Source organism: Streptomyces sp. NTH33 (assembly GCF_003236365.1).
Classification (GTDB): domain Bacteria; phylum Actinomycetota; class Actinomycetes; order Streptomycetales; family Streptomycetaceae; genus Streptomyces.
This window is the reverse complement of the sequence record NZ_POTZ01000101.1, coordinates 1-18,409: the sequence shown is the minus strand read 5'-3', so window position 1 is coordinate 18,409 and position 18,409 is coordinate 1. Positions and strand designations below refer to the sequence as shown.

17 protein-coding genes and 1 other RNA gene are annotated in these 18,409 nt (G+C 68.2%); 4 read left to right on the top strand and 14 right to left on the bottom strand.

The features are described 5' to 3' along the window. Nucleotides 1–214: 214 nt before the first annotated feature. From C1I97_RS13075 to C1I97_RS13060, 5 genes are all read right to left on the bottom strand, one after another. Nucleotides 215–493 carry a hypothetical protein gene (locus C1I97_RS13075; protein WP_111003380.1) on the bottom strand — a complete coding sequence of 93 codons (279 nt, stop codon included), beginning with the start codon at nt 491–493 and terminating at the stop codon, nt 215–217. Nucleotides 494–652: 159 nt separating this feature from the next. Next, the gene (locus C1I97_RS13070; RefSeq protein ID WP_111003379.1) at nt 653–1,255 is read right to left on the bottom strand and encodes a response regulator transcription factor; all 603 of its coding nucleotides are present in this window, start codon (nt 1,253–1,255) and stop codon (nt 653–655) included. A gap of 290 nt (nt 1,256–1,545) precedes the next feature. After that, a complete protein-coding gene (locus tag C1I97_RS13065; protein WP_111003378.1) occupies nt 1,546–1,836 on the bottom strand; it encodes a hypothetical protein in 291 nt (96 codons plus the stop codon). Beyond that, nucleotides 1,829–2,005 (bottom strand): hypothetical protein, encoded by a 177-nt coding sequence (locus C1I97_RS39870; protein WP_181446705.1) that lies wholly within the window; start codon nt 2,003–2,005, stop codon nt 1,829–1,831. Before C1I97_RS39870 ends, C1I97_RS13065 begins: the two co-directional genes overlap by 8 nt. Nucleotides 2,006–2,073: 68 nt before the next feature. Further along, complete coding sequence (locus tag C1I97_RS13060; RefSeq protein WP_258382549.1) at nt 2,074–3,006, bottom strand: hypothetical protein; 933 nt, start codon at nt 3,004–3,006, stop codon at nt 2,074–2,076. A gap of 207 nt (nt 3,007–3,213) precedes the next feature. Here C1I97_RS13060 and C1I97_RS41405 point away from each other — a divergent pair, with 207 nt between their 5' ends. After that, entirely contained in the window at nt 3,214–3,660 is a 447-nt protein-coding gene (locus C1I97_RS41405; RefSeq protein ID WP_258382550.1) for a hypothetical protein, read from the top strand. Between the two features lie 682 nt (nt 3,661–4,342). Here the strand turns inward: C1I97_RS41405 and C1I97_RS13050 are convergent. Then, the gene (locus C1I97_RS13050) at nt 4,343–10,489 is read right to left on the bottom strand and encodes a DNRLRE domain-containing protein (RefSeq protein ID WP_111003377.1); all 6,147 of its coding nucleotides are present in this window, start codon (nt 10,487–10,489) and stop codon (nt 4,343–4,345) included. Between the two features lie 327 nt (nt 10,490–10,816). Here C1I97_RS13050 and C1I97_RS13045 point away from each other — a divergent pair, with 327 nt between their 5' ends. Further along, the gene (locus tag C1I97_RS13045) at nt 10,817–11,944 is read left to right on the top strand and encodes a sensor histidine kinase (protein WP_258382548.1); all 1,128 of its coding nucleotides are present in this window, start codon (nt 10,817–10,819) and stop codon (nt 11,942–11,944) included. Between the two features lie 25 nt (nt 11,945–11,969). Here C1I97_RS13045 and C1I97_RS13040 read toward each other — a convergent pair whose 3' ends face one another. The 3 genes from C1I97_RS13040 to C1I97_RS42695 all read right to left on the bottom strand — a co-directional run bounded on the left by C1I97_RS13040 (nt 11,970) and on the right by C1I97_RS42695 (nt 13,621). Continuing rightward, entirely contained in the window at nt 11,970–12,284 is a 315-nt protein-coding gene (locus C1I97_RS13040; protein ID WP_258382547.1) for a response regulator, read from the bottom strand. 128 nt (nt 12,285–12,412) lie between these two features. Next, on the bottom strand, nt 12,413–12,946 hold the full coding sequence (locus C1I97_RS13035) for a hypothetical protein (protein WP_111003374.1): 534 nt from the start codon (nt 12,944–12,946) through the stop codon (nt 12,413–12,415). 180 nt (nt 12,947–13,126) lie between these two features. Beyond that, the gene (locus C1I97_RS42695; protein WP_111003373.1) at nt 13,127–13,621 is read right to left on the bottom strand and encodes an RHS repeat-associated core domain-containing protein; all 495 of its coding nucleotides are present in this window, start codon (nt 13,619–13,621) and stop codon (nt 13,127–13,129) included. A 39-nt stretch (nt 13,622–13,660) separates the two neighbouring features. On the opposite strand from C1I97_RS42695, the gene C1I97_RS13025 reads away from it, so the two are divergent. Further along, a complete protein-coding gene (locus C1I97_RS13025) occupies nt 13,661–13,906 on the top strand; it encodes a type II toxin-antitoxin system VapB family antitoxin (RefSeq protein WP_258382546.1) in 246 nt (81 codons plus the stop codon). Next, nucleotides 13,906–14,322 (top strand): PIN domain-containing protein, encoded by a 417-nt coding sequence (locus C1I97_RS13020; RefSeq protein WP_220040821.1) that lies wholly within the window; start codon nt 13,906–13,908, stop codon nt 14,320–14,322. Before C1I97_RS13025 ends, C1I97_RS13020 begins: the two co-directional genes overlap by 1 nt. Before the next feature lie 84 nt (nt 14,323–14,406). On the opposite strand, the gene ssrA is transcribed toward C1I97_RS13020, so the two are convergent. The 5 genes from ssrA to ftsE form a co-directional block, all read right to left on the bottom strand. Further along, nucleotides 14,407–14,805: a transfer-messenger RNA gene (gene ssrA / locus C1I97_RS13015) on the bottom strand. A gap of 118 nt (nt 14,806–14,923) precedes the next feature. Then, nucleotides 14,924–15,403, bottom strand: a complete 480-nt coding sequence (gene smpB, locus C1I97_RS13010) for an SsrA-binding protein SmpB (RefSeq protein WP_111003371.1) — start codon at nt 15,401–15,403, stop codon at nt 14,924–14,926. A 57-nt stretch (nt 15,404–15,460) separates the two neighbouring features. After that, on the bottom strand, nt 15,461–16,639 hold the full coding sequence (locus C1I97_RS13005; RefSeq protein ID WP_111003370.1) for a S41 family peptidase: 1,179 nt from the start codon (nt 16,637–16,639) through the stop codon (nt 15,461–15,463). Nucleotides 16,640–16,707: 68 nt separating this feature from the next. After that, nucleotides 16,708–17,625, bottom strand: coding sequence for a permease-like cell division protein FtsX (ftsX, locus tag C1I97_RS13000; protein WP_111003369.1), 918 nt, complete (start codon nt 17,623–17,625; stop codon nt 16,708–16,710). 35 nt (nt 17,626–17,660) lie between these two features. After that, nucleotides 17,661–18,350 carry a cell division ATP-binding protein FtsE gene (ftsE, locus tag C1I97_RS12995; RefSeq protein ID WP_111003368.1) on the bottom strand — a complete coding sequence of 230 codons (690 nt, stop codon included), beginning with the start codon at nt 18,348–18,350 and terminating at the stop codon, nt 17,661–17,663. Nucleotides 18,351–18,409 lie beyond the last annotated feature (59 nt).

Here is an 18,409-nt window from a genome sequence, read left to right as displayed (position 1 = left end):
GCCCTGTGGTCAGCAGGCGCAAATCGGCCGACTCTGATCCCATCACCCGGCGGGGGACCCGGGAAGTGAGATCTTCACGTACTTGGAGGTCACTTTCTCCCGATGTCTCGCCCCATGACAGGCGTTTGGCTCCGTGGTGCCGGGTCGCGCCGGACTGCGGTGGTTCGCCGGCACAGCGCAGCGCTCATCGGCTGCCGGCGTCCGACGCGTTCCGCTACTGGGTCTGCCGCTTCTCCTGGCGCTTCGGGAGTTGGGCCAGCACCATCAGAACAGCACCGGCGAGCATGAGCGGCACGTCGACCTCGAAGGGCAGTACGCGCGCGGCCGCGACCGCTCCCCCTACCAACAGCGCGCCGGCACCCCACACGCGGGGGCGACCCACGCCACTGCGCAGCCAGGGAGCCGCGACGCGATCCGTCACGAGAGTCAGCACCCCCATCACGCCAAGAACCAGCCCCACCACCAGGCCGATGACCAAAAAGAACGTGGACATGTGCCCCCCTCGACTGCTTCCGCAGCGATGGTCCCAGGCACCTCGGCGCGCAACAACGCCGGACCCCGGCAACGGACCCACGAGCCTCCCGCCCACTCGCGCCCGCACTCGCTGCCGTGGGCCGGCCTCGCCCGCATCGGAACCGCGAGAACCGATGTCCTACAGCCAGCCGTGGTGTTCGGCGATACGGACGGCGTCGACGAGGGTGCGCGCGTGGAGCTTGCCGACGGCGGACGAGAGCCGGTTGCGCACCGTGCCCACACTCAGGAAGAGATCGGCGGCGATCTCGCGGGCATGCGCACCCGAGGACGCCAGCCGCAACACCTCGGCCTCCCGCTCGGTCAGAGGGCTGACCTCGTCGATCCGGTCGTCCCGCATCCGCGGGTCGATCACTCGCCCGCCCGCCGCGACCCGGCGAATCGCGTCCGCGGTCTCGGCGGGGGTCGCGCTCTTGAGGAGATAGCCGGAGGCTCCCGCGCTCATCGCACGCCTCAGATGTCCGGGCCGGTCCAGCGCCGTGAGCACCAGGATGCGACAGTCAGGCAGTTGTTCGGCGAGCGCGGTGGCGACGGCGATGCCGTCCATGACGGGCAGGTCGATGTCGAGGAGAATCACATCGGGCCGGAGCAGCTCGGCCTCGACCAGTGCGGCCTCGCCGTCGGCGGCCTGGCCGACGACCCGCATCCCCAGCTCGCCCGAGAGCAACGCCACCAGCCCGGACCGCACGACCGCGTGGTCCTCGACCACCAGCACGTTGATCACTGATCAATTATGCGGGGCCGACAAGCGCGGTGGACGGGGAGCTGTGAGTACCAGGGGGCCGTTTCGGCCACCGAGCGCCCGCCGGACTCCGAAGCCCGCCGGCAGCGCTTGGGCGATGAGCCTCGCACGCCACTGACGGGTCACGGACTGTCCGGTCCTCAGCGTGGCCGGTGTCGCTCCGTCCCCTTGGACCTCAGGACCGGCCACACGACCGGTGACAGGAGTGCGTACCTCCCGCCCGGCTGATCTGGGATTTTCCGTTCAGACGGGGCCGACGTCGACGATGGTCGTCATGACTGCGCTCGCTCCAGCCGGGCTTGGCGCTTCCGCTCCCCGTAGCCGGTCGCCGCGAAAATACCTCCCATCGCGATCCCGAAGAGTGAAATCGGGACCAGGGACATCCCGCTGTCGTGGTCGGAAACGACCAGGCCGAACAGGAAAGAGGCAAGACCGGCGAGGAGGCCGAGCACCAGAGGATGTCGTGCGGCGAACCGCTGTGGCCTGTCCGGGGGTTGCGTACCCCCCAGAGCGCGGTCGATCGCCCGGAATGCCTTGCCCAAGCGCCCCGAGTGGTCAGCCATCCGACCTCCGCTCAAACAGCCAGGCAACCGCCAGAATGATCGCCGAGCAGAAAAACAGTCGCTCGCCGTCCTTGTGCCCGTACAGAGCGGCTGCCGTGATGCCCAGTGCAAAAACGATGACGCCGGACCAGAAAAGCGCCCGCGATGTTTGCTTTGTTTGATTCGCCACGTAGATCCCTGTTCCCGGAACTGGCCGCCCGCTCGGGCGGCCAGTTCCGCTAGCGTAAATCTCCTACATCAGTGGGTGGTCACCAACGCCACGACCGTGATTTGCGGTGCGAAACGCGGCTCAAGGCGTGTCGGCCGCCGCGCGGGGCCCGTCGGACCAGGGCCCGGCCGGCCCCGTACCGCACTCCCGCACTGATCCCCCATCCGGCCGATCCGACTCCGGCGCCGTAAATGGCCGCGCGTCCGACCGAACCCCATGAGGCCTTGCGATTGCCCAGCTTCTTGGCGGCCCCACCGGCGATCGCGCCGGCGGCCACGGCACAGGCCGTGCCGGCCAGTCCCATGGAGATCACGCCGCAGCCGACTCCAGCGAGGTCGGCGGCGATTCCCACCCGGTGCTATGAAGCCGAGCACGGTCTGGATGTCGTCCCGGCGGGCTTCGAGGGGCAGGTGCCAGATCCCCTCGTGGTGAGCGATGCGGTTGCGGAACTTGTGCAGCCGCTTGACCGGGTCTTCCACCGTGGGCAGGGCACGGTTGGGGGCGTAGGGGAAGGCGTCCGCGAGGTCGGGCCACAGGTTGGTCTTGTACTGGCGGGCCAGCAGAAAGCGCCAGAAGCCGAAGCTCAGCTCCGCGATGACCTTCCCGCGCGGCGTGGTCGCAGCATCGCCCCGCCCAGCGCGCTCTTGGGCCTGGGCGATGTCGCCGCGGGCCTTGCCGCTGAGGGGGACCTGCCGGTCGATGTACCACTCGGTGGTGCGGCCCCGGCGCTGCTGGCGGGCAACGAGCCGTGCGTCCAGCGCGTTGCGCAGCATGATCTCCAGGTGCCCGAGCGGTTCGAAGAACGCCGCGGCGAGGTCGCTGTTCCACCGGTACAGCGCGAGCGCGGCGGTGGAGTCACCAGCGCAGGCGGTCAGGTAGGGGTTCAGCCGGTCGGGGCTGATCAGCTCGATGACGGCCTTGCCGTCGGGCGGCTCGATGCTGTTGGGCGACGTGCTGTGCATGGTGAGGCAATCGTAGGTACACTGGGCGGCGAAGACCCTGGAATCGTCCCTGGTAGCCCACGAAAGTGGGCAGGCCATACCCCAGGGTTCAGACCTCAGACAAGGGCCGCCCGGTTTCCCCCGGGCGGCCCTTGTGCGTGCCGTACGAAGCCGACTCAGGTCTCCTGGCTCCAAGTCCACCCGGGGGCGTGCTCGGGTGGCTACGGCGTGAACCGAGCGCTGCGTCGCCTCGAGGTCGTTGACGTACGCTTGGCGCTCTGCGGCGCCCCATTCGTGGGCACCGCGCTGGAAGGGGCGTTCACCCGCCGCATCCCGCAGAGCGCCCAGGCGCAGATGAAGTACCTGGTCAAGCAGCTCAAGGGCACCAAGGCGGCCGCGGAGGCCCCCGGGGTGTCCCAGCGCAACCGTGGAGCGGTACGTCGCGGGCAAGTTGTTGCGTTGCAGAAGAAGGGTGACGGCGCCGTCGCCCTTGAGCAGAGCCTTGCTGTGGCCGTCCGGCTCGTACTCGCGCCCGCAGAAGCTCATGCGAGCTGGAACCTCCCACCAGGCGAACGGGTGTTAGGTCAGGCGGTAGTTGATCAGCCATCCGCCAACTGCCAGCAACACCAAAGCAAGCGCTGCCCAGAGGACTCTGCGGCCCCTCCGGCGGATTGAGGACGTCGCCGTCAAAGCCAGAGCAAAGACGATCACTTTCTGCGAGGGAGCGTCAAGATTCCCAGAGCACCCTGTTTCGACGGCTGGCCCGGGCTCGTTTCTATCTTTGTGGACCTCCCTTCATAAGGTGGGCGCTTCCTTGAGTGTGCGTCGGCTGAGCGGCTCGTAGGCTGATGCTGCTCGGGGCCTGTCTGCGTCAGGATCATGATGGTCCTTCAGGAATCCCGAAGGTCCATCATGATCTATGTGGATCCATCGCTCCCGTCTGCTGGGCTGACCTGCGGCAACGGGAGATGAAAGCCAGGACGAACCCGCGGGGTGTCGCATAGAAGTGGGGACAGACGCGAAGCTCCCGGCCGACGCAGTTGATCTTGGTGAACAACCCGTCTGCCGGGAGCTTCGTCATGCCGTGCTGCCGACCATCTGCAACGAGGACCTCGCGGTCAGGCTGGGCTGAAAAGGCTCATTGCGACCGTGAAGCGACACACAAGAGGCCCTATCGGCCACGCAGATACCTGGACAATTCTGCCACTATGCCCACCATCAGGCCCCCACAGAGGCACAACAGGACTGCTCGTCGGGAAGGCATGCTTCGACTGACGATGAACCCCTGCAGGAGCGCTCCACACAGCGCGGCGACCACAATGAGTCCCACGCGTTGCACGATAGAAATCACCGGCGCTCACCAATACCAGGCGTGGATGAGTTTGATATACGGGACGGGATAAAGAAATCCGAAGCGTCGGGTGGCGCCGTATTTGAAGACCAGCCATCGCGTCCGGGGGTGCCAGTTGTCGCCGACGTATGAGCTGATTATACCAGCAGCGATACCAGCGATGATTGCGCCGCCCCCAGACATGGCTCCAATTGCTCCAGCAAGGCCCCAGATGTAACCCTGAGCGATGGCGCGCTGATCCGCTGGGCTCACAAGGACGTGAATGTATGGCTTTGACTTGTAGATCCGGTACAACCCCGTCAGGTCGACTGAGTTGATGGGGTCCTGGCAGGCGTAGTCGTAGGCGTTGGCGCTACCCCAGCGAACTGGGTCCACGGACAGAAAGCGTCCGAGGGTGGGGCTGTAGAGGCGGACGCCCATGAGGGTGAGGCCGGTGACGGTCTCGGTGGAGCGCTGCTTGCCGCCGAGCCAGCCGTAACGGGCGTTCGACTGGTCGACGCGCGGGTTTCCGTACTCGTCGTAGTCGAGGACGGTCGGTGCCACCGAGGTGTCGGCGGGCAGTTGCAAGGTGATGTCGCCGTGCAGGTTGGCGAGCTGGAGCACAGTGCCGCCGGTCTTGGCGGTGGTGGCGGCGAGGTTGCCGTCTAGGCCGCCGATGTTGCGAGTGAGGGCCCCGGTGGCGGTGTCCTCGACGATCCATCGGGGGTTGTCGTTGTCGGTGTCGTAGTGGTTGAGCTTGGAGGCGGTCTGGGTCCAGGTGCCGGCGTTGTTGGTCTCGGCGGTCCAGCTGCGGAAGCGCAGGGCCGAGTCGAGGGTCCAGGTCTGCCGCTGGGTGCCGGCGGTCTGCTGGCGGACGAGGTCGTTGGCGTAGTAGGCGAGGGTCGTGCCGGGGGCGGCGGTGGTGCGCCCGAAGGCGTCGTAGGTGTAGCCGCTGTTCACCAGCCGGTCGGCGGTGTCGTAGGTGTTGCTGGCGGTGGTTGCTCCGCTGGTGGTGCAGTCCAGACCGACGCCAGCCACGGCGGTGGCGAGGGTCTTGCGGTTGGTGTTCTTGTCAAAGGTGTAGGTGCGGGTGGTGCACACCGCGTCCGGGGTGGTGTCCTGCACCTGGGTCAGACGGCCTGCCCCGTCGTAGGTGTAGGCCTGGGAGGCGGTGACGCCGGGGGTGCCGGTGTGCGTGGCCCACTGGCCGTGCACGGTCGTGGTGACGTTGTCGGCGACCAGCACCGTGCCGTCGGAGGTGCGGGTGTAGGTGCGGGCCGTCGCAGTGCCGGCCGGGTCCTGGTCATCGGCCATGGTGTAGCCCCCGGGCAGGGTCTGCGTAGTGAGAGACCCGTCGGCGTCGTAGCGGGCGGTGAAGGTGCCGGCGACCGAGTCGGTCATCGACGTGGTCAGCCCGCGGGGTTCGATGGCGGTGTCGTAGGTGTAGGTGGTGGTGGATGGCACGCTGTCGGTGACCTTGGTCGGCCGGTTCAGCGCGTCGTACTGGGTGGTGGTGACCCCGCCGTCGGCGTCCGTGTAGGACATCAGGCGGCCGAGCTGGTCGTACGCCTGGGTGATGGTGCCGCCGGCGGTAGAGGTCTGCTTGACCGGCTGACCGCTGGCCGGGTCGTAGGAGGTGGTGACGGCCGATAGGGCGGTGCCCAGGCCCCCGGTGACCGTCACGGTCTGCGGACGTCCGGCGGCGTCGAACGTCGTCGCGTTCGTGCGAGTGACGCTGTTGGCAGTCTCGCTGATCGTCGCGGGGTTGCCCCACAAGTCGTACTGGGTGGTCCTGGTGGGAAGTTGGGTGGGGTTGGAGCCGCCGCCGGTGATGGCCGCCGCCGGACCGGTCTGGCACACGGAGTCGGCCCACTCGGGCCGCCCGGCGCAGGCCCCGGTGCCATCAGCCGTCCAGTAGCTGGTGATGGTCGTACCGGCATCGGTACCGTTGGACGCGGGAAGCGTGGTCTTGATCTCCCGGCCCTGGCTGTCGTAGGCGGTGGTGGTGGTCAGTGCCAGGCCACCGCTGTCCTGAATGGCCTTAAGGGGCAGACCCAAGGCCCAGTCGTAGACGGTCTGGCTCTGCCGGGTGTCCACCAGCAGGTCGGGCCAGGCGCGCGGCTGGGCGCCCACGGAGGTGGTGGTGACCTGATTCCTGACGTTGGCAGTGCCGTCGGTGGGACGGCCCTCGTCGTACTTCTTGGCGGTGTGCTGGCGGGCCATCACCCGGGTGCTGGCCGCGGCCAGCGTGGTGGTGCCGCTCTTGACGGCGGCTGCCAGGGCGATTTCGTGGAGCGGCCCGTAGTTGTCGGTCTCCCGCTGCCCGTCCTCGCTGTACACGCTGGTGCTGGACAGCAGCTGCGCCCGCTCGGCGCTGGACAGGGCGTTGATGCCCAGGTCGGTGAGCTGGGTCTTCTGGGCGGTGGTGGTGCCCAGTGCGAGTTCGCGGTTGGCGGCGGTCAGGGTGCGGACGGTGTTGCCGAACCGGTCGTACTCGGTGACCGTGACGCGGTGGCCGGGGGCGGCGGTGTTGACCTCGCGGCCGGAGGCGTCGAGGTAGTGGACGGTGGCGCGGGTGTAGCTATCGGCGGTCAGGCTCGTGCCGGTGTTGGACGTGGGGATCTGGTCGGCGGGGAAGACGGCGGTGCCGTCGGTGGGCAGGTCCGTCTGGCCCCAGCCGGCGGTCTTGGCTGCGCTGAGGTTCTCGGGTGCGGTGGATCCGGTGAGCGGGACGCTGTAGACGACGGTCGTGGTGGCGGTGCCGTTGGTCTGGCTGGCGCTGCCGGGAGTGAGGGTGGGCCGGGAGGCGGACAGCAGCATGCCGTCGCCCGCCGCGGGGCTGGAGCCGGCCTTGCCGTAGGCGAACGTCCACGGCAGCCCCCCGGGCGGGGTGAGCGTGGTGATGCGTCCGGCGCTGTCGTAGGTGTAGGTGGTCTTCAGCGCGGGGCTTATGCGCGGGTCCCACTCCTGGCGCAGGCGGCCCTGGTTGTCGTAGGCGTACTGGGCCACGGCCGTCGCGGTGGCCGAGGCCGCACCGGGGGCGGTGGCCCACAGCCTGATCTGGCTCACCTGATCGGCGTAGTCACCGAACGTGGTGGCGGTCCCGGTCGTGGTGGTGGCGTAGGTGAACTCCAGCACCCGGCAGCCCTTGGTCGACGGGGCGGCCTCACAGGCGGCCAGGGTGGTGGCGGTGGTAGAGGCGATGATGCGCTTGGGGCGGGCCAGCGTCTTGCCGCCGCTGGTGACGGACTCGGAGACGACCTTGGTGGTGGAGTTGGCCAGGCCGTCGGTCAGCGAACTAGACACCGTCCACGTGGCCCCGGAGCCGACCTTCGAGAAGGTGGTCACGGTGCCGTCGGTGTCGGACAGGGTGAAGTCGCCGGAGGTGAGCGACCCCTTGAGAGTGAGACGCTCGGCGCCGGGCTCGGGGATCCAGCCGTTCTTCGCGGCGTTCGAGGTGAACTTGATCGTCGCTCCGCCCGCTGTGACGACGTCGAGGGAAGTGGCCGAGGTCTTGCGGATCTCGGTGTAGTCGGAAGACGCCGCTTCCGCGACCATGCCCGACAGCCACTCCTTGCCGAAGATCGATGCCTGCCCCTCCTGTTTCGTTGCCGCGTCAGGTGTGCGGGAGGAGGCAGTGCGGGAGGCCGTCATGCCGAAGAAGGATGCGTCGGAGGCCGACAGCCGGAAGTCGCCGGTCAGCAGGTTGAGGGAACCGGGCCCAACGTTCTCAGTTGCGGCGCCGTCGGCGTTCCGGTCCACCACGACGTCGATCGGCTCGGAGGAGGTGGCGTCGCCGGTGCCGGTGAAGTCGGCGCGTAGTTGGATGGCGCCGTCGGGGTCGACGGTGGAGGTGGCGTTCCAGGTCAGCTGCGGGCTCTTACCCGAGGCGAGGGATACCGGCCAGGAGGTGAGCGGCGTCCCGGCGTTGCTGACCTGGGCGGCCGGGATCGGCGCCCAGGTGTCGCCTTCGCCGCGGCGCCAGGAGAAGGTCACCGCGCTGTACTTGGCGCCGTCCGCCTCGGCCGCCAGCGGCACGCGGGCGGCGGTGCGGGTGCCGTCGTCCGGCAGCGTGACGCCGCCCGGACCGACGTGGAAGACGTACGAGACGGCCTCGGACTTGTTCTCGGCCCGGTCGGTCGCACGCACCTGCAGGGTGTTGGTGCCGGCCTTGGCGGGGGTGACGGTGATGGTCACCGGGCTGGTGGAGCCCTTGGTGGAGACCTTGGTCCAGGTGACCCCGTCCAGCGACCACTCGATGCCGTTCTGGTCCCCGCTCGGTGGGGTGACCGTGAACTTCCCGGCCTGGCCCGCGCCCTTGACCCACTGGGTGCTCGGGTAGTCGGTCGAGGTCACCGAGGCCGGGGCGGACGGCGGGGTGGTGTCGACGGTGAAGACGGCGTAGGGGGACCAGCCCAGGTTGTAGTGCATCCCGTCGTAGGGGCTCGTGCGGAACTTGTAGGTCTTGCCGTTGGCCAGGAGTCCGGACGGCACGGTCACCGAGGCCGGCTTCCCAGAGGGCACGAACGGGGAGACCAGGACATTGCCGACCTGGGTACCGGTGGCGTTGTCGAAGATCTGGAAGGTGCCGTCGACCTTGTCGTTGTTGGCGTCGGTGAAGGTGTCCCGCAGGGTCGGGGTGGTGGTGTTGACGTACCAGATGCCGTCGGTGTCCTTGAAGAACGGCGGACCGGCCTGCTGGTCGGTGCCGGTCTTAGGACGGTAGTTATAGTTCACCGTCAGCTTCGGCGGGTTGGAGGCGGCGTTGGCGGAGTTGACCCGCTTCCACTGGGCCACCACCGACTCGCTGGCGGCGCGGATGCCCATGTGGCCGCGGGTGGTCTTGGCCGAGGCCCAGTCCTGCACCAGCGTGGTGATGTCGGCGTTGATCCAGCCCTTGGGCTGGGTGCCGGTGCACGAGGGGTTGCCGCGGGTCTCGGTGGAGGTGGCCTTCATCGCCGTCATCTTCGGGCGGTTGGTCCACCGGCTGGAGGTGGAGGCGGCGGGGGAGGACCACACCTCCCACGGGTACGCCTTGCAGTCGGTGTTGCCCGAGTGGAAGTTGTACAGCGACAGCTTCGCGTCCAGCACCAGCGCGTCCTGGATGGGCGTGGTGTTCCAGGAGATGAAGGTCTCCGCGGTGCGCGGGGTGCCGTCGGCGTTCTTGGTGCCCGGGTTGCCCCAGTCCAGCTCGGTGTCGGTGGACCAGTCGACGGTCTCACCCTGCTGCACGTAGGTGTCGAAGACGTTGGACAGCGAGGAGGTGGACGGGTCGATGGTGACCGGGTACTTGGTGTCCGGGTCGGTGAGGAAGCCGGCGTCCGGGGTGATCACCAGGTCGACGGAGGCGCCCTTCTGGACCACCTTCATGCCGACCCTGGACTTGCGGGTGTGCTCACCGGAGCGCTCGTCGACGGTGGCGTCCCACATCACCGGCGCGGGCATGACGGCCCGCTTCTTGTTCTTCTTGTCGGTGAACAGCAGGCTGCCGTCGGCGAGTTGCTTCGCCTTCAGGCCCTTGGCCTTCAGCGGCAGCGTGTAGGAGTAGCTGCCCGCGTCACCGGTTTCGGGACGCTGCTTGAGCTCGACGTACTGCTCGAACCCGGTCCGGGTGGCCTCCACGACCACGTCCGCGCCGGGGACGGCGTTGACGTACTCCGCCCGGGTGCCGTCCAGCTTCGGCTTCGGCAGGCCGCCCTTCCACTGCAGGGTGATCTTCTGATCACCCTCGCCCAAGGTCACCAGGTCGGTGGCCTCGGCCTGCCGAGCGGCCTTCAGCGACTTCGCCGGCGTCCCGGACCTGCCGGACAGGCGCAGCCCGCCCGGGTGGGCTTTGGGCTCGACGGTCCCGTCGGCGCCCTGGACGAGGTCCAGGTCGACCTCGCGCCACTGCCCCGTGGCCTCGTCCGTGAACCGCACGGGCCCGGCGGTGAGCTCCGTGGTGAGCGAACCGTCCTTGTTCACCCAGGTCGTCGAAGTCTCGGTGCGCTCGGACAGCGCCTCGACCCGCTCGCCGTACAGCCGGGCCGCAACCCTCGCGGAGGGGATGTCCGCGGCGGTGTCGGGGCCCTTGGGCGTACTCTTGCCGACTGCCTGCTGGATCTTCCCGCGGTTGAGTGCCACCGCCTGGCCGGTGTTGGCGACCACTACCGCCGTCTCCGCCGCAAGCACCATCGCGGTCAGGGCCGCGATCCGGGGCAGCAGCCGTCTACGTCTCTGCAAGGCGACGGCCGCCCCCTCCCACTCGCCGGTGGGGCGTATTCGTTTTGACACGTTCAGTAACCCTTTGCTGTCGTGGACATGGGGCAGTCGTGATCAAAACAGGGATGCCACAGCCGAAGAAGTGAAGAATTCACGAGTTGCGGAGACCTTGTGAAGTGGCCGAAAGCGCAGTTCAGAGCTCTATGTGACTCTCAAGCAGCTCCGATCGCCACTTGGGCCGGGCCATAATCGACGGAAGATAATCAAGGTAGGAACGGGGCGAAGATGCGGAGCGGGGCAGTGAGCGGCTTGACGGCTCCGCCGGGAGCGCGGGTCGCGTTAGGCGCGTTGGTCGTGCTGGTGGTCGGCTCACTGGGACTGGTGGCGCTCGATGTCGCCGCTTCACCGTTCCACAAGCGCACTGTTGCCGCCGGTCTGACCGTGTTGGTGCTGACGCCCGCTGTTCTGCTCGGCCAATACGCACCCCCGCCCTACCGACTGCCGTACCGCTGGAGGTGGGGCCTGCTGCTGGTGCAGGCTGTGCTCACCTACGTACCTTTGGTGGTCTTCCAACACCGGTGGTTCACTCTGCTCGGCTTCCTCGCCGGGGCCGTACTGCTCACTCTGCCTCCCACCCACTCCGTTCCTGCCGCTCTGACCGTCGTCGCCAGCGGACCACTGCTCATCCACGCGGGCGTGGTCGACAGCAGTCGCGGTTCCCTGGCCGTTCTGCTCAGTACGGCGATCACGGCGAGCACTGTCTTCGCGGTCGTCCATCTCGCTCTGCTCTCCTCCCGGTTGCACGGCAGCAAGGAGCAGACGGCCCGGCTCGCCGAGCAGCGTGCCCGAGCGCGGATGCGCCAGGACCTGCACGATCTGGTGGGCTCGTCGCTGATGGCCATCGTGGTGCGGGCGGAGCACACCCTGCGGGCGGAGGCTCTCGCCGCATCCGCCCGGACAGCACTCACCGAGGTCGTCGAGTTGGCCCGGCGGGCACAGGAGGACGTGCGGCGCATCAGCGTCCCCGAGGCGCCCCGCTCGCTGGCCGACGAGTTCGCCCATGTGCAACAGCTGCTGACCACTTCCGGGACAGGGGTTCACGCCTCGCTGCCGCCGCGTCTCGAACTGAACGACGTGACGGCTGAGTGTCTGCGGTCGGTGCTCCATGAAGCGGTGGCCAACGTGCTCGAACACAGCCGTGCCGAGTTCTGCGAGATCGAACTCCGCGCCGGCGCGGACGATGTCCGGCTGACCGTCCGCAACGACGGTGTCGCCGCCGGATCGGCACCGCCCCCCGCCCCGACGGCCGGGCGCCGCGGCACGGGCCTCGCCGGGCTCAGGGGCCGGGTCGTCGCACTCGGCGGAACACTGCATGCCGGGCTGGAGGACCATGAGTTCTCCGTGACGGCGGTCCTGCCGCTGGGCTGACGCGGCCGCCCTCCGCCCCCGGGGCTCAGGCATCGCGGGCGGCGTATGCGAGGAACGCGCTCCAGGTGTCGGCGGGCACCGCGAAACGGGGGCTTCGGTCCCCGAGTTTCGAGTCACGGACATGGATGGTGTGAGGGCGGACGGCGACGGCGATGTCGTCCAGGACGGGCAGGTCGATGTCGAGGAGAATCACATCGGGCCGGAGCAGCTCGGCCTCGGCCAGCGCGGCCTCGCCGTCGGCGGCCTCGCCGACGACCCGCATCCCCAGCTCGGCCGAGAGCAGCGTCACCAGTCCGGACCGCACGACGGCGTGGTCCTCGACCACCAGCACTTTGATCACCCGGCCCATCGCCCCTGACCAAGACCGCTGCTGCTGTCATGGAGCGAGCAGTTCGAGGAGGCGGTGGCACCACCGGGCCATTCCGCGTTTCTCCGCACCGGGCTTGGGCAGACCCGCAGGGGCCGTGCTCACATCGCGCTCGTGCCGCCCGCCTCGTCGTGGACGGCCTTGCAGACATGCGGCTCGAAAGCCTTGAGCACGCTCCAACTGGCGCCGTCGTCCATGAGTTTCCAGGTGGCCGTGGGGCGGGCGTCCATCGCCACGGTCGCGGTGTCCCGGTCCGTGGTGATGAAGATGCAGAACCTCACCGGGAGGCTCAGCGATTTCCTGCAGATGACAGTGAGCCGACCGTGTGTGAACTCCGTGACCCTGTCGATTTCGGGGGCCGGGAGCCGCTTGAGAGCGTGCAGCACGCTGTCGGTGAGCTGGTAGGCGGTGGTGCCGGGACGTATCGGTACGCGGATCTCCGCGGTACAGGGCAGGGCGATGGCCTCGACGGACAGCGTCAGACCATGACGCGAGGCCGCACGCGCGGCCTGCCACGTGTTCGATGTGGCGCCCGCGACGGCCACGACAGCGCCCACCGCGAGGCCGAAAAGCGTCCCCTGGAGCAGCGCGGCCGCCCAGGCGGTCGCGTCGTCCCAGATCATCACACCGGCCATGGCACCACCGCAGAGAACGACGATTGCGGCAAGGCCCACGGCAGCACGGCGTATGACCGCGAGCCAATAGCTGAATATGAGTGGAATTCCCGCCTCCCGTGTGAGGGGTGAACCGGACCGGTGGGGCCTTGACCCCTCATAGTTTTCCGGAACTTGCCCCACGCCTTGATGGAGGCGCGGTCACTGCAGCCCCGAAAGATCTTGTCTCCGAGTTTCAGTCACCCACGATGGTCGCCTTACGGCGCCTTCGGTGGTGTGTCCGTGGCCGCCGCGGTCGGTCCACCAGTATGCAGCGAAGCCCAGGACGCCGGAGACCATGGCGTTGACCGGGTCGGCCGGGTAGGCGTACGGGTTGACGTTGCCGCCTTGCACCGGATCCGGGCTCGGGAAGCGGCCCGTCGCGGGGTTGTGCAGGCGAGAGCCCATCAGGGTCAGGCCCGCCACGGTCTCGGAGCCCGCGGCTCCCGAGGTGCTGGTGACCGCGGTGCGGTGGGAGCGCTTGTCCAGCGTGTAGGTGCGGCGCGCAGATGTCCGCGACGACGTCGTCAGACGGCCGACGTCAAACGGCCGACCGTGTCGTGCAGATGACTCCGAACCGCCTTGGCCGGCGCCACGTTGGCACCGGACTCGGTGGGTTACAGCCGGATTTCCTTGGCATCGGAGCCCTGCCCGCATAGCACGATGTACAATAGTGACCCTGCTTGATGAGCTGTTATGTACATCCGGGAGGGCCCGGTGTCACTCACCCACATCGATATCGACGACGAAGCCCTGGACACGGCGAAGCGCCTGGGCGGGCACCGTACCAAGACGGCTGCCGTCGCGGCGGCGCTTGAGGTGTACAACAAGCGTCTGGCTCGCGACGCCGCCTATGACAAGTACTTCGAGATGGCCCGGGGCTGGGACGTCGAAGGGGCCGAAGAGTCACATCGAGCGGACAAGGACACGGCACGTCGGTGATGCGCTACCTGCTCGACTCGTCGGCGTTGTGGCGCCTGCTCCGGAACCGCAACCTGCATGAAGCATGGCGTCCGGTGGTCGCTGACGGCTACGTGCTCTCGTGCTGCCCACAGCGGGCCGAGTTCCTTCGGTCCGCGCGCGATGCCAAGGAGTACAGGGCGTTCAGCGACATGTTCGCCGATCTCTACGACGACGTCCCCGTGCCCAAGAGCGCGTGCCTGTGGATCGGTGCTCTTCAGCAACGGGCGGCGGATCAAGGGGCACACAGGACTCTGTCCGTCGTCGACCTCCAGATCTGTGCGACGGCGGCCCACCACGGGCTCGTCGTCCTCCATGACGACGCCGATTTCGTGACGGCGGCCCGGTTCGCGGTGGAACTGAGCCAGCACAACGTCCACGACGGTCCTCGCGACTGACTGACCGCACCTGACGTGCCGACCCGGCGCACGACGAGAAAGGCCCCGCCGCTCGGAAGCGACGGGGCCTTGCCCACATGGGATGAGTGGAGATGGCGGGAATCGAACCCGCGTCCAACGGTGCGGAACCAGGGCTTCTCCGTGTGCAGTCCGCTTCGCTTTTCTCGGCCCCGGAGATCACGCGGACAAGTCTCCGACGGGCTCAGTCACTGTTTGGTTTCCCTCTTCACCCCGTGACCGGGATCAAGGTTTAGTCCCCTAGTCGATGCCAGGATCCGGGTCGGGAACATCCCCGGGCTGACACTCCCTTTAGTAGGAGGCTCGCTCGCGCTGCCTATCAGGCAGCGAGGGCGAAGGCCTGCTGGGAGGAATCGCGCTTGGTGTTGGCGATTATTTTTTTCGGCCTGTGGTTTACGAGATCATGGCCGCTTCCTCGACACGCTTCCCCTGCTTCGACAGCCGCTGTCGAAACCGATCATCCCCATGTTGATTTTTCAAACCCCTCCAGGAGGGGTCACGCGCACCGGCCTCGCGGTGCAGTGCCATCGTACGTGACCAACGTGCGTCCGTGCCAGCGTATTCCCGGGGCGCGAGCCCCGTGCTACGCCCGCTGCCGGCGCCGTGCCGCCGCCACCGCGCGGTCGGTCTCGCGGCGGTCCTGCTTCTCGCGGAGGGTCTGCCGCTTGTCGTACTCCTTCTTGCCCTTCGCCAGCGCGATCTCGACCTTGGCCCGGCCGTCCTTGAAGTACAGAGCGAGCGGCACGATCGTGTGGCCCGTCTCCTGGGACTTCGACTCCAGCTTGTCGATCTCCGCGCGGTGCAGCAGCAGCTTCCGCTTGCGGCGGGCGCTGTGGTTGGTCCAGGTGCCCTGGCTGTACTCGGGCACGTGCACGTTGTGCAGCCACGCCTCGTGTCCGTCCAGCTGCACGAAGCCGTCGACCAGCGAGGCCCGCCCCTGGCGCAGCGACTTCACCTCTGTCCCCATGAGCACCAGACCGGCCTCGTAGGTGTCGATGATGTGGTAGTCGTGCCGCGCCTTCTTGTTCTGCGCGATCAGCTTGCGCCCTTTTTCCTTAGCCATAGTGCAGTCCATTTTCGCACTACGGAGGGGGTGCGTGGGAAGCGCATAAGAGCAGCCTCAGGACGAGTCGCCCAGGCCCGTCAGGACCGTCCGCGCGCGCCGCATCGCGTCGCTGTCCGCGTCCAGGTCCGGGGTGATGCCCCGGCCGTCCACGCCGTGGCCGCCGGGGGTGCGGTAGTGCCCGACCGTGAGCTCGGCGACGGAGCCGTCGGGCAGCCGGCTCGGCATCTGCACCGAGCCCTTGCCGAAGGTGCGCGAGCCCACGACGACCGCGCGGCCGCGGTCCTGCAGGGCGCCGGTGAGCAACTCGGCCGCGCTCATCGTGCCGCCGTCGACGAGCGCGACCAGGGGTCTGGTGGTGTCGCCGCCGGGGTCGGCGTGCAGGGCGCGCTGCTCGCCGTCGACGTCGTAGGTGGCGACCGGGCCGCCGTCGAGGAAGGCGGAGGCGGTGGTGACGGCCTCGGCGACCAGACCGCCGGAGTTGCCGCGCAGGTCCAGGATGATCCCGGAGGCGGGCGGGGAGTGCCGTACGGCGGTACGGACCTCGTCGCCCACGCCCTTGGTGAAGGCGGCGATCCTGATCACGGTCACGCGGTCGGCCGGCCGCCGTACCGTGACCGGGTCCGTGGACAGGCGGGCCCGGTGCAGTGTCGCGCTCCACGCGCGCGTGCCGCGCTGCAGGCCCAGGGTGACGGCGGTGCCGGCGTGCGCGCCCTCGGCGTCGCCGCGCAACAGGGAGACGACCTCGGTGACCGGCAGGCCGTCCACCTTCTCGGCGTCGATGCTGCGCAGCCGGTCGCCCGCGCGGATTCCGGCGGCGGCCGCGGGTGAGCCCGCCCGCACCTTCGTGACCTCGATACGGCCGTCCCGCTCGCGCCGCGCGCACAGGCCGACGCCGGTGTACTGGCCGTCCAGGGCCTCCTGGAACTCCTCGTACTCGCGGTGGGAGTAAACGGCGCCCCAGCGGTCGCCGCTGCGGCTGACGGCGCGTTCGGCGGCCTTCAGGGGGGACGTGCCGTCGGCCATGGCCTCGGCCGCCGCCCGGCTCACCTCCTCGTGCCGGCCGCCCGCGGTGAGGGCGGCCGAACCCGCATGCTCCGCCTCGGACTTCCGGTCGGCGCGGCCCGGCAGGGAGCCCGTCGCCGCACCGGTTACGAGCACACCGACGAAGGCGGCTGCCAGGGCGGCCCCGGCACGGCCGCGGCGGGGCTGACAGAACAGGTCACGACCTGACATGGCGGTGAGTCTAGGACACCCCCCCGGGACCGTACGGCCGGTTGGCCGTACGGTCTCCTTGGCGTGCGTCACACCTTCAGGTACTTGCGCAGCGCGAAGAACGCCGCCAACGCGGGCATCAGCAGACTCGTCGCGAGGATGAGCGGCAGCTTCGTCAGGACCGCGTCCCAGCCGATGAAGTTGATCAGGTTCAGCTTCTGCGACAGGGCGAGACCGTGGTCGATGATGAAGTACCGCGCGAGCACCAGGAATCCGCAGGCGACCGTGCCGCCGATCAGTCCGGCGACCGCCGCCTCCATGATGAACGGTGCCTGGATGTAGAAGCCGGAGGCACCGACCAGGCGCATGATCCCGGTCTCACGCCGGCGGCTGAACGCCGACACGCGCACGGTGTTGACGATCAGCATCAGCGCCACGACGAGCATCAGCGCCATCACCGCGCGCGCGGCCCAGTTCATGCCGTTCAGCAGTCCGAAGAGGTTGTCCAGGATGCCCTTCTGGTCCTGCACGGACTGCACGCCGTCGCGGCCGTTGAAGGCGCTCGCGATGACCTTGTACTGCTCCGGGTTCTTCAGCTTGATCCGGTACGACTCCTGCATCAGGTCCGGTGTGATGGTGCTGGCCAGCGGGGAGTCGCCGAACTGCGTCTTGTAGTGCTTGTACGCCTCGTCCTGCGACTCGTAGGTGACCTTCTGGACCACCGGCATCTTGTCCAGGTCGGCGAGGATCGTCTTCTTCTGGTCCTCGGTGACCGCGCCCTTGGCACAGTTGGGGTCGTTCTGGGCGTTGCTCTTGTTGCAGAGGAAGATCGAGACGTTGATCTTGTCGTACCAGTAGCCCTTCATCTGGTTGACCTGGTCGCTCATCAGGAGCGACCCGCCGAACAGGGCCAGCGACAGGGCGACGGAGACGATGACGGCGAAGGTCATCGTCAGGTTGCGGCGGAGACCCACACTGATCTCCGACAGGACGAACTGGGCGCGCATGGCGTCTGGTCAAGCCTTTCCGTCGTGGACTTCGCTCAGTGCTGGTAGCCGTAGACGCCGCGTGCCTGGTCGCGGACGAGGCGGCCCTTCTCCAGCTCGATGACGCGCTTGCGCATCTGGTCCACGATGTTCTGGTCGTGGGTCGCCATCACCACGGTGGTGCCCGTCCGGTTGATGCGGTCGAGCAGCTTCATGATGCCGACGGAGGTCTGCGGGTCGAGGTTGCCGGTGGGCTCGTCGCAGATGAGCAGCAGGGGCCGGTTGACGAAGGCGCGCGCGATGGCGACGCGCTGCTGCTCACCACCGGACAGCTCGCCCGGCATGCGGCCCTCCTTGCCGCCGAGCCCGACGAGGTCGAGCACCTGCGGCACGGACTTGCGGATCTCGCCCTTGGACTTGCCGATGACCTCCTGCGCGAAGGCGACGTTCTCGGCGACCGTCTTGTTCGGCAGGAGGCGGAAGTCCTGGAACACCGTTCCCAGCTGGCGGCGGATCTGCGGCACCTTCCAGTTGGAGACGCGTGCGAGGTCCTTGCCCAGGACGTGCACCTGGCCGTGGCTGCACCGCTCCTCGCGGAGGATCAGCCGCAGGAAGGTGGACTTTCCGGAGCCGGAGGACCCCACGAGGAACACGAACTCGCCCTTCTCCACTTCCAGGGAGACATCCCTGAGGGCTGGGCGGGTCTGCTTGGGGTAGACCTTGGAGACATTGTCGAATCGGATCACGGATGCACCACGGGTCGCCGGGGGTAGATGAGCGTGACCTTACGCGAACAGGGTAGGAG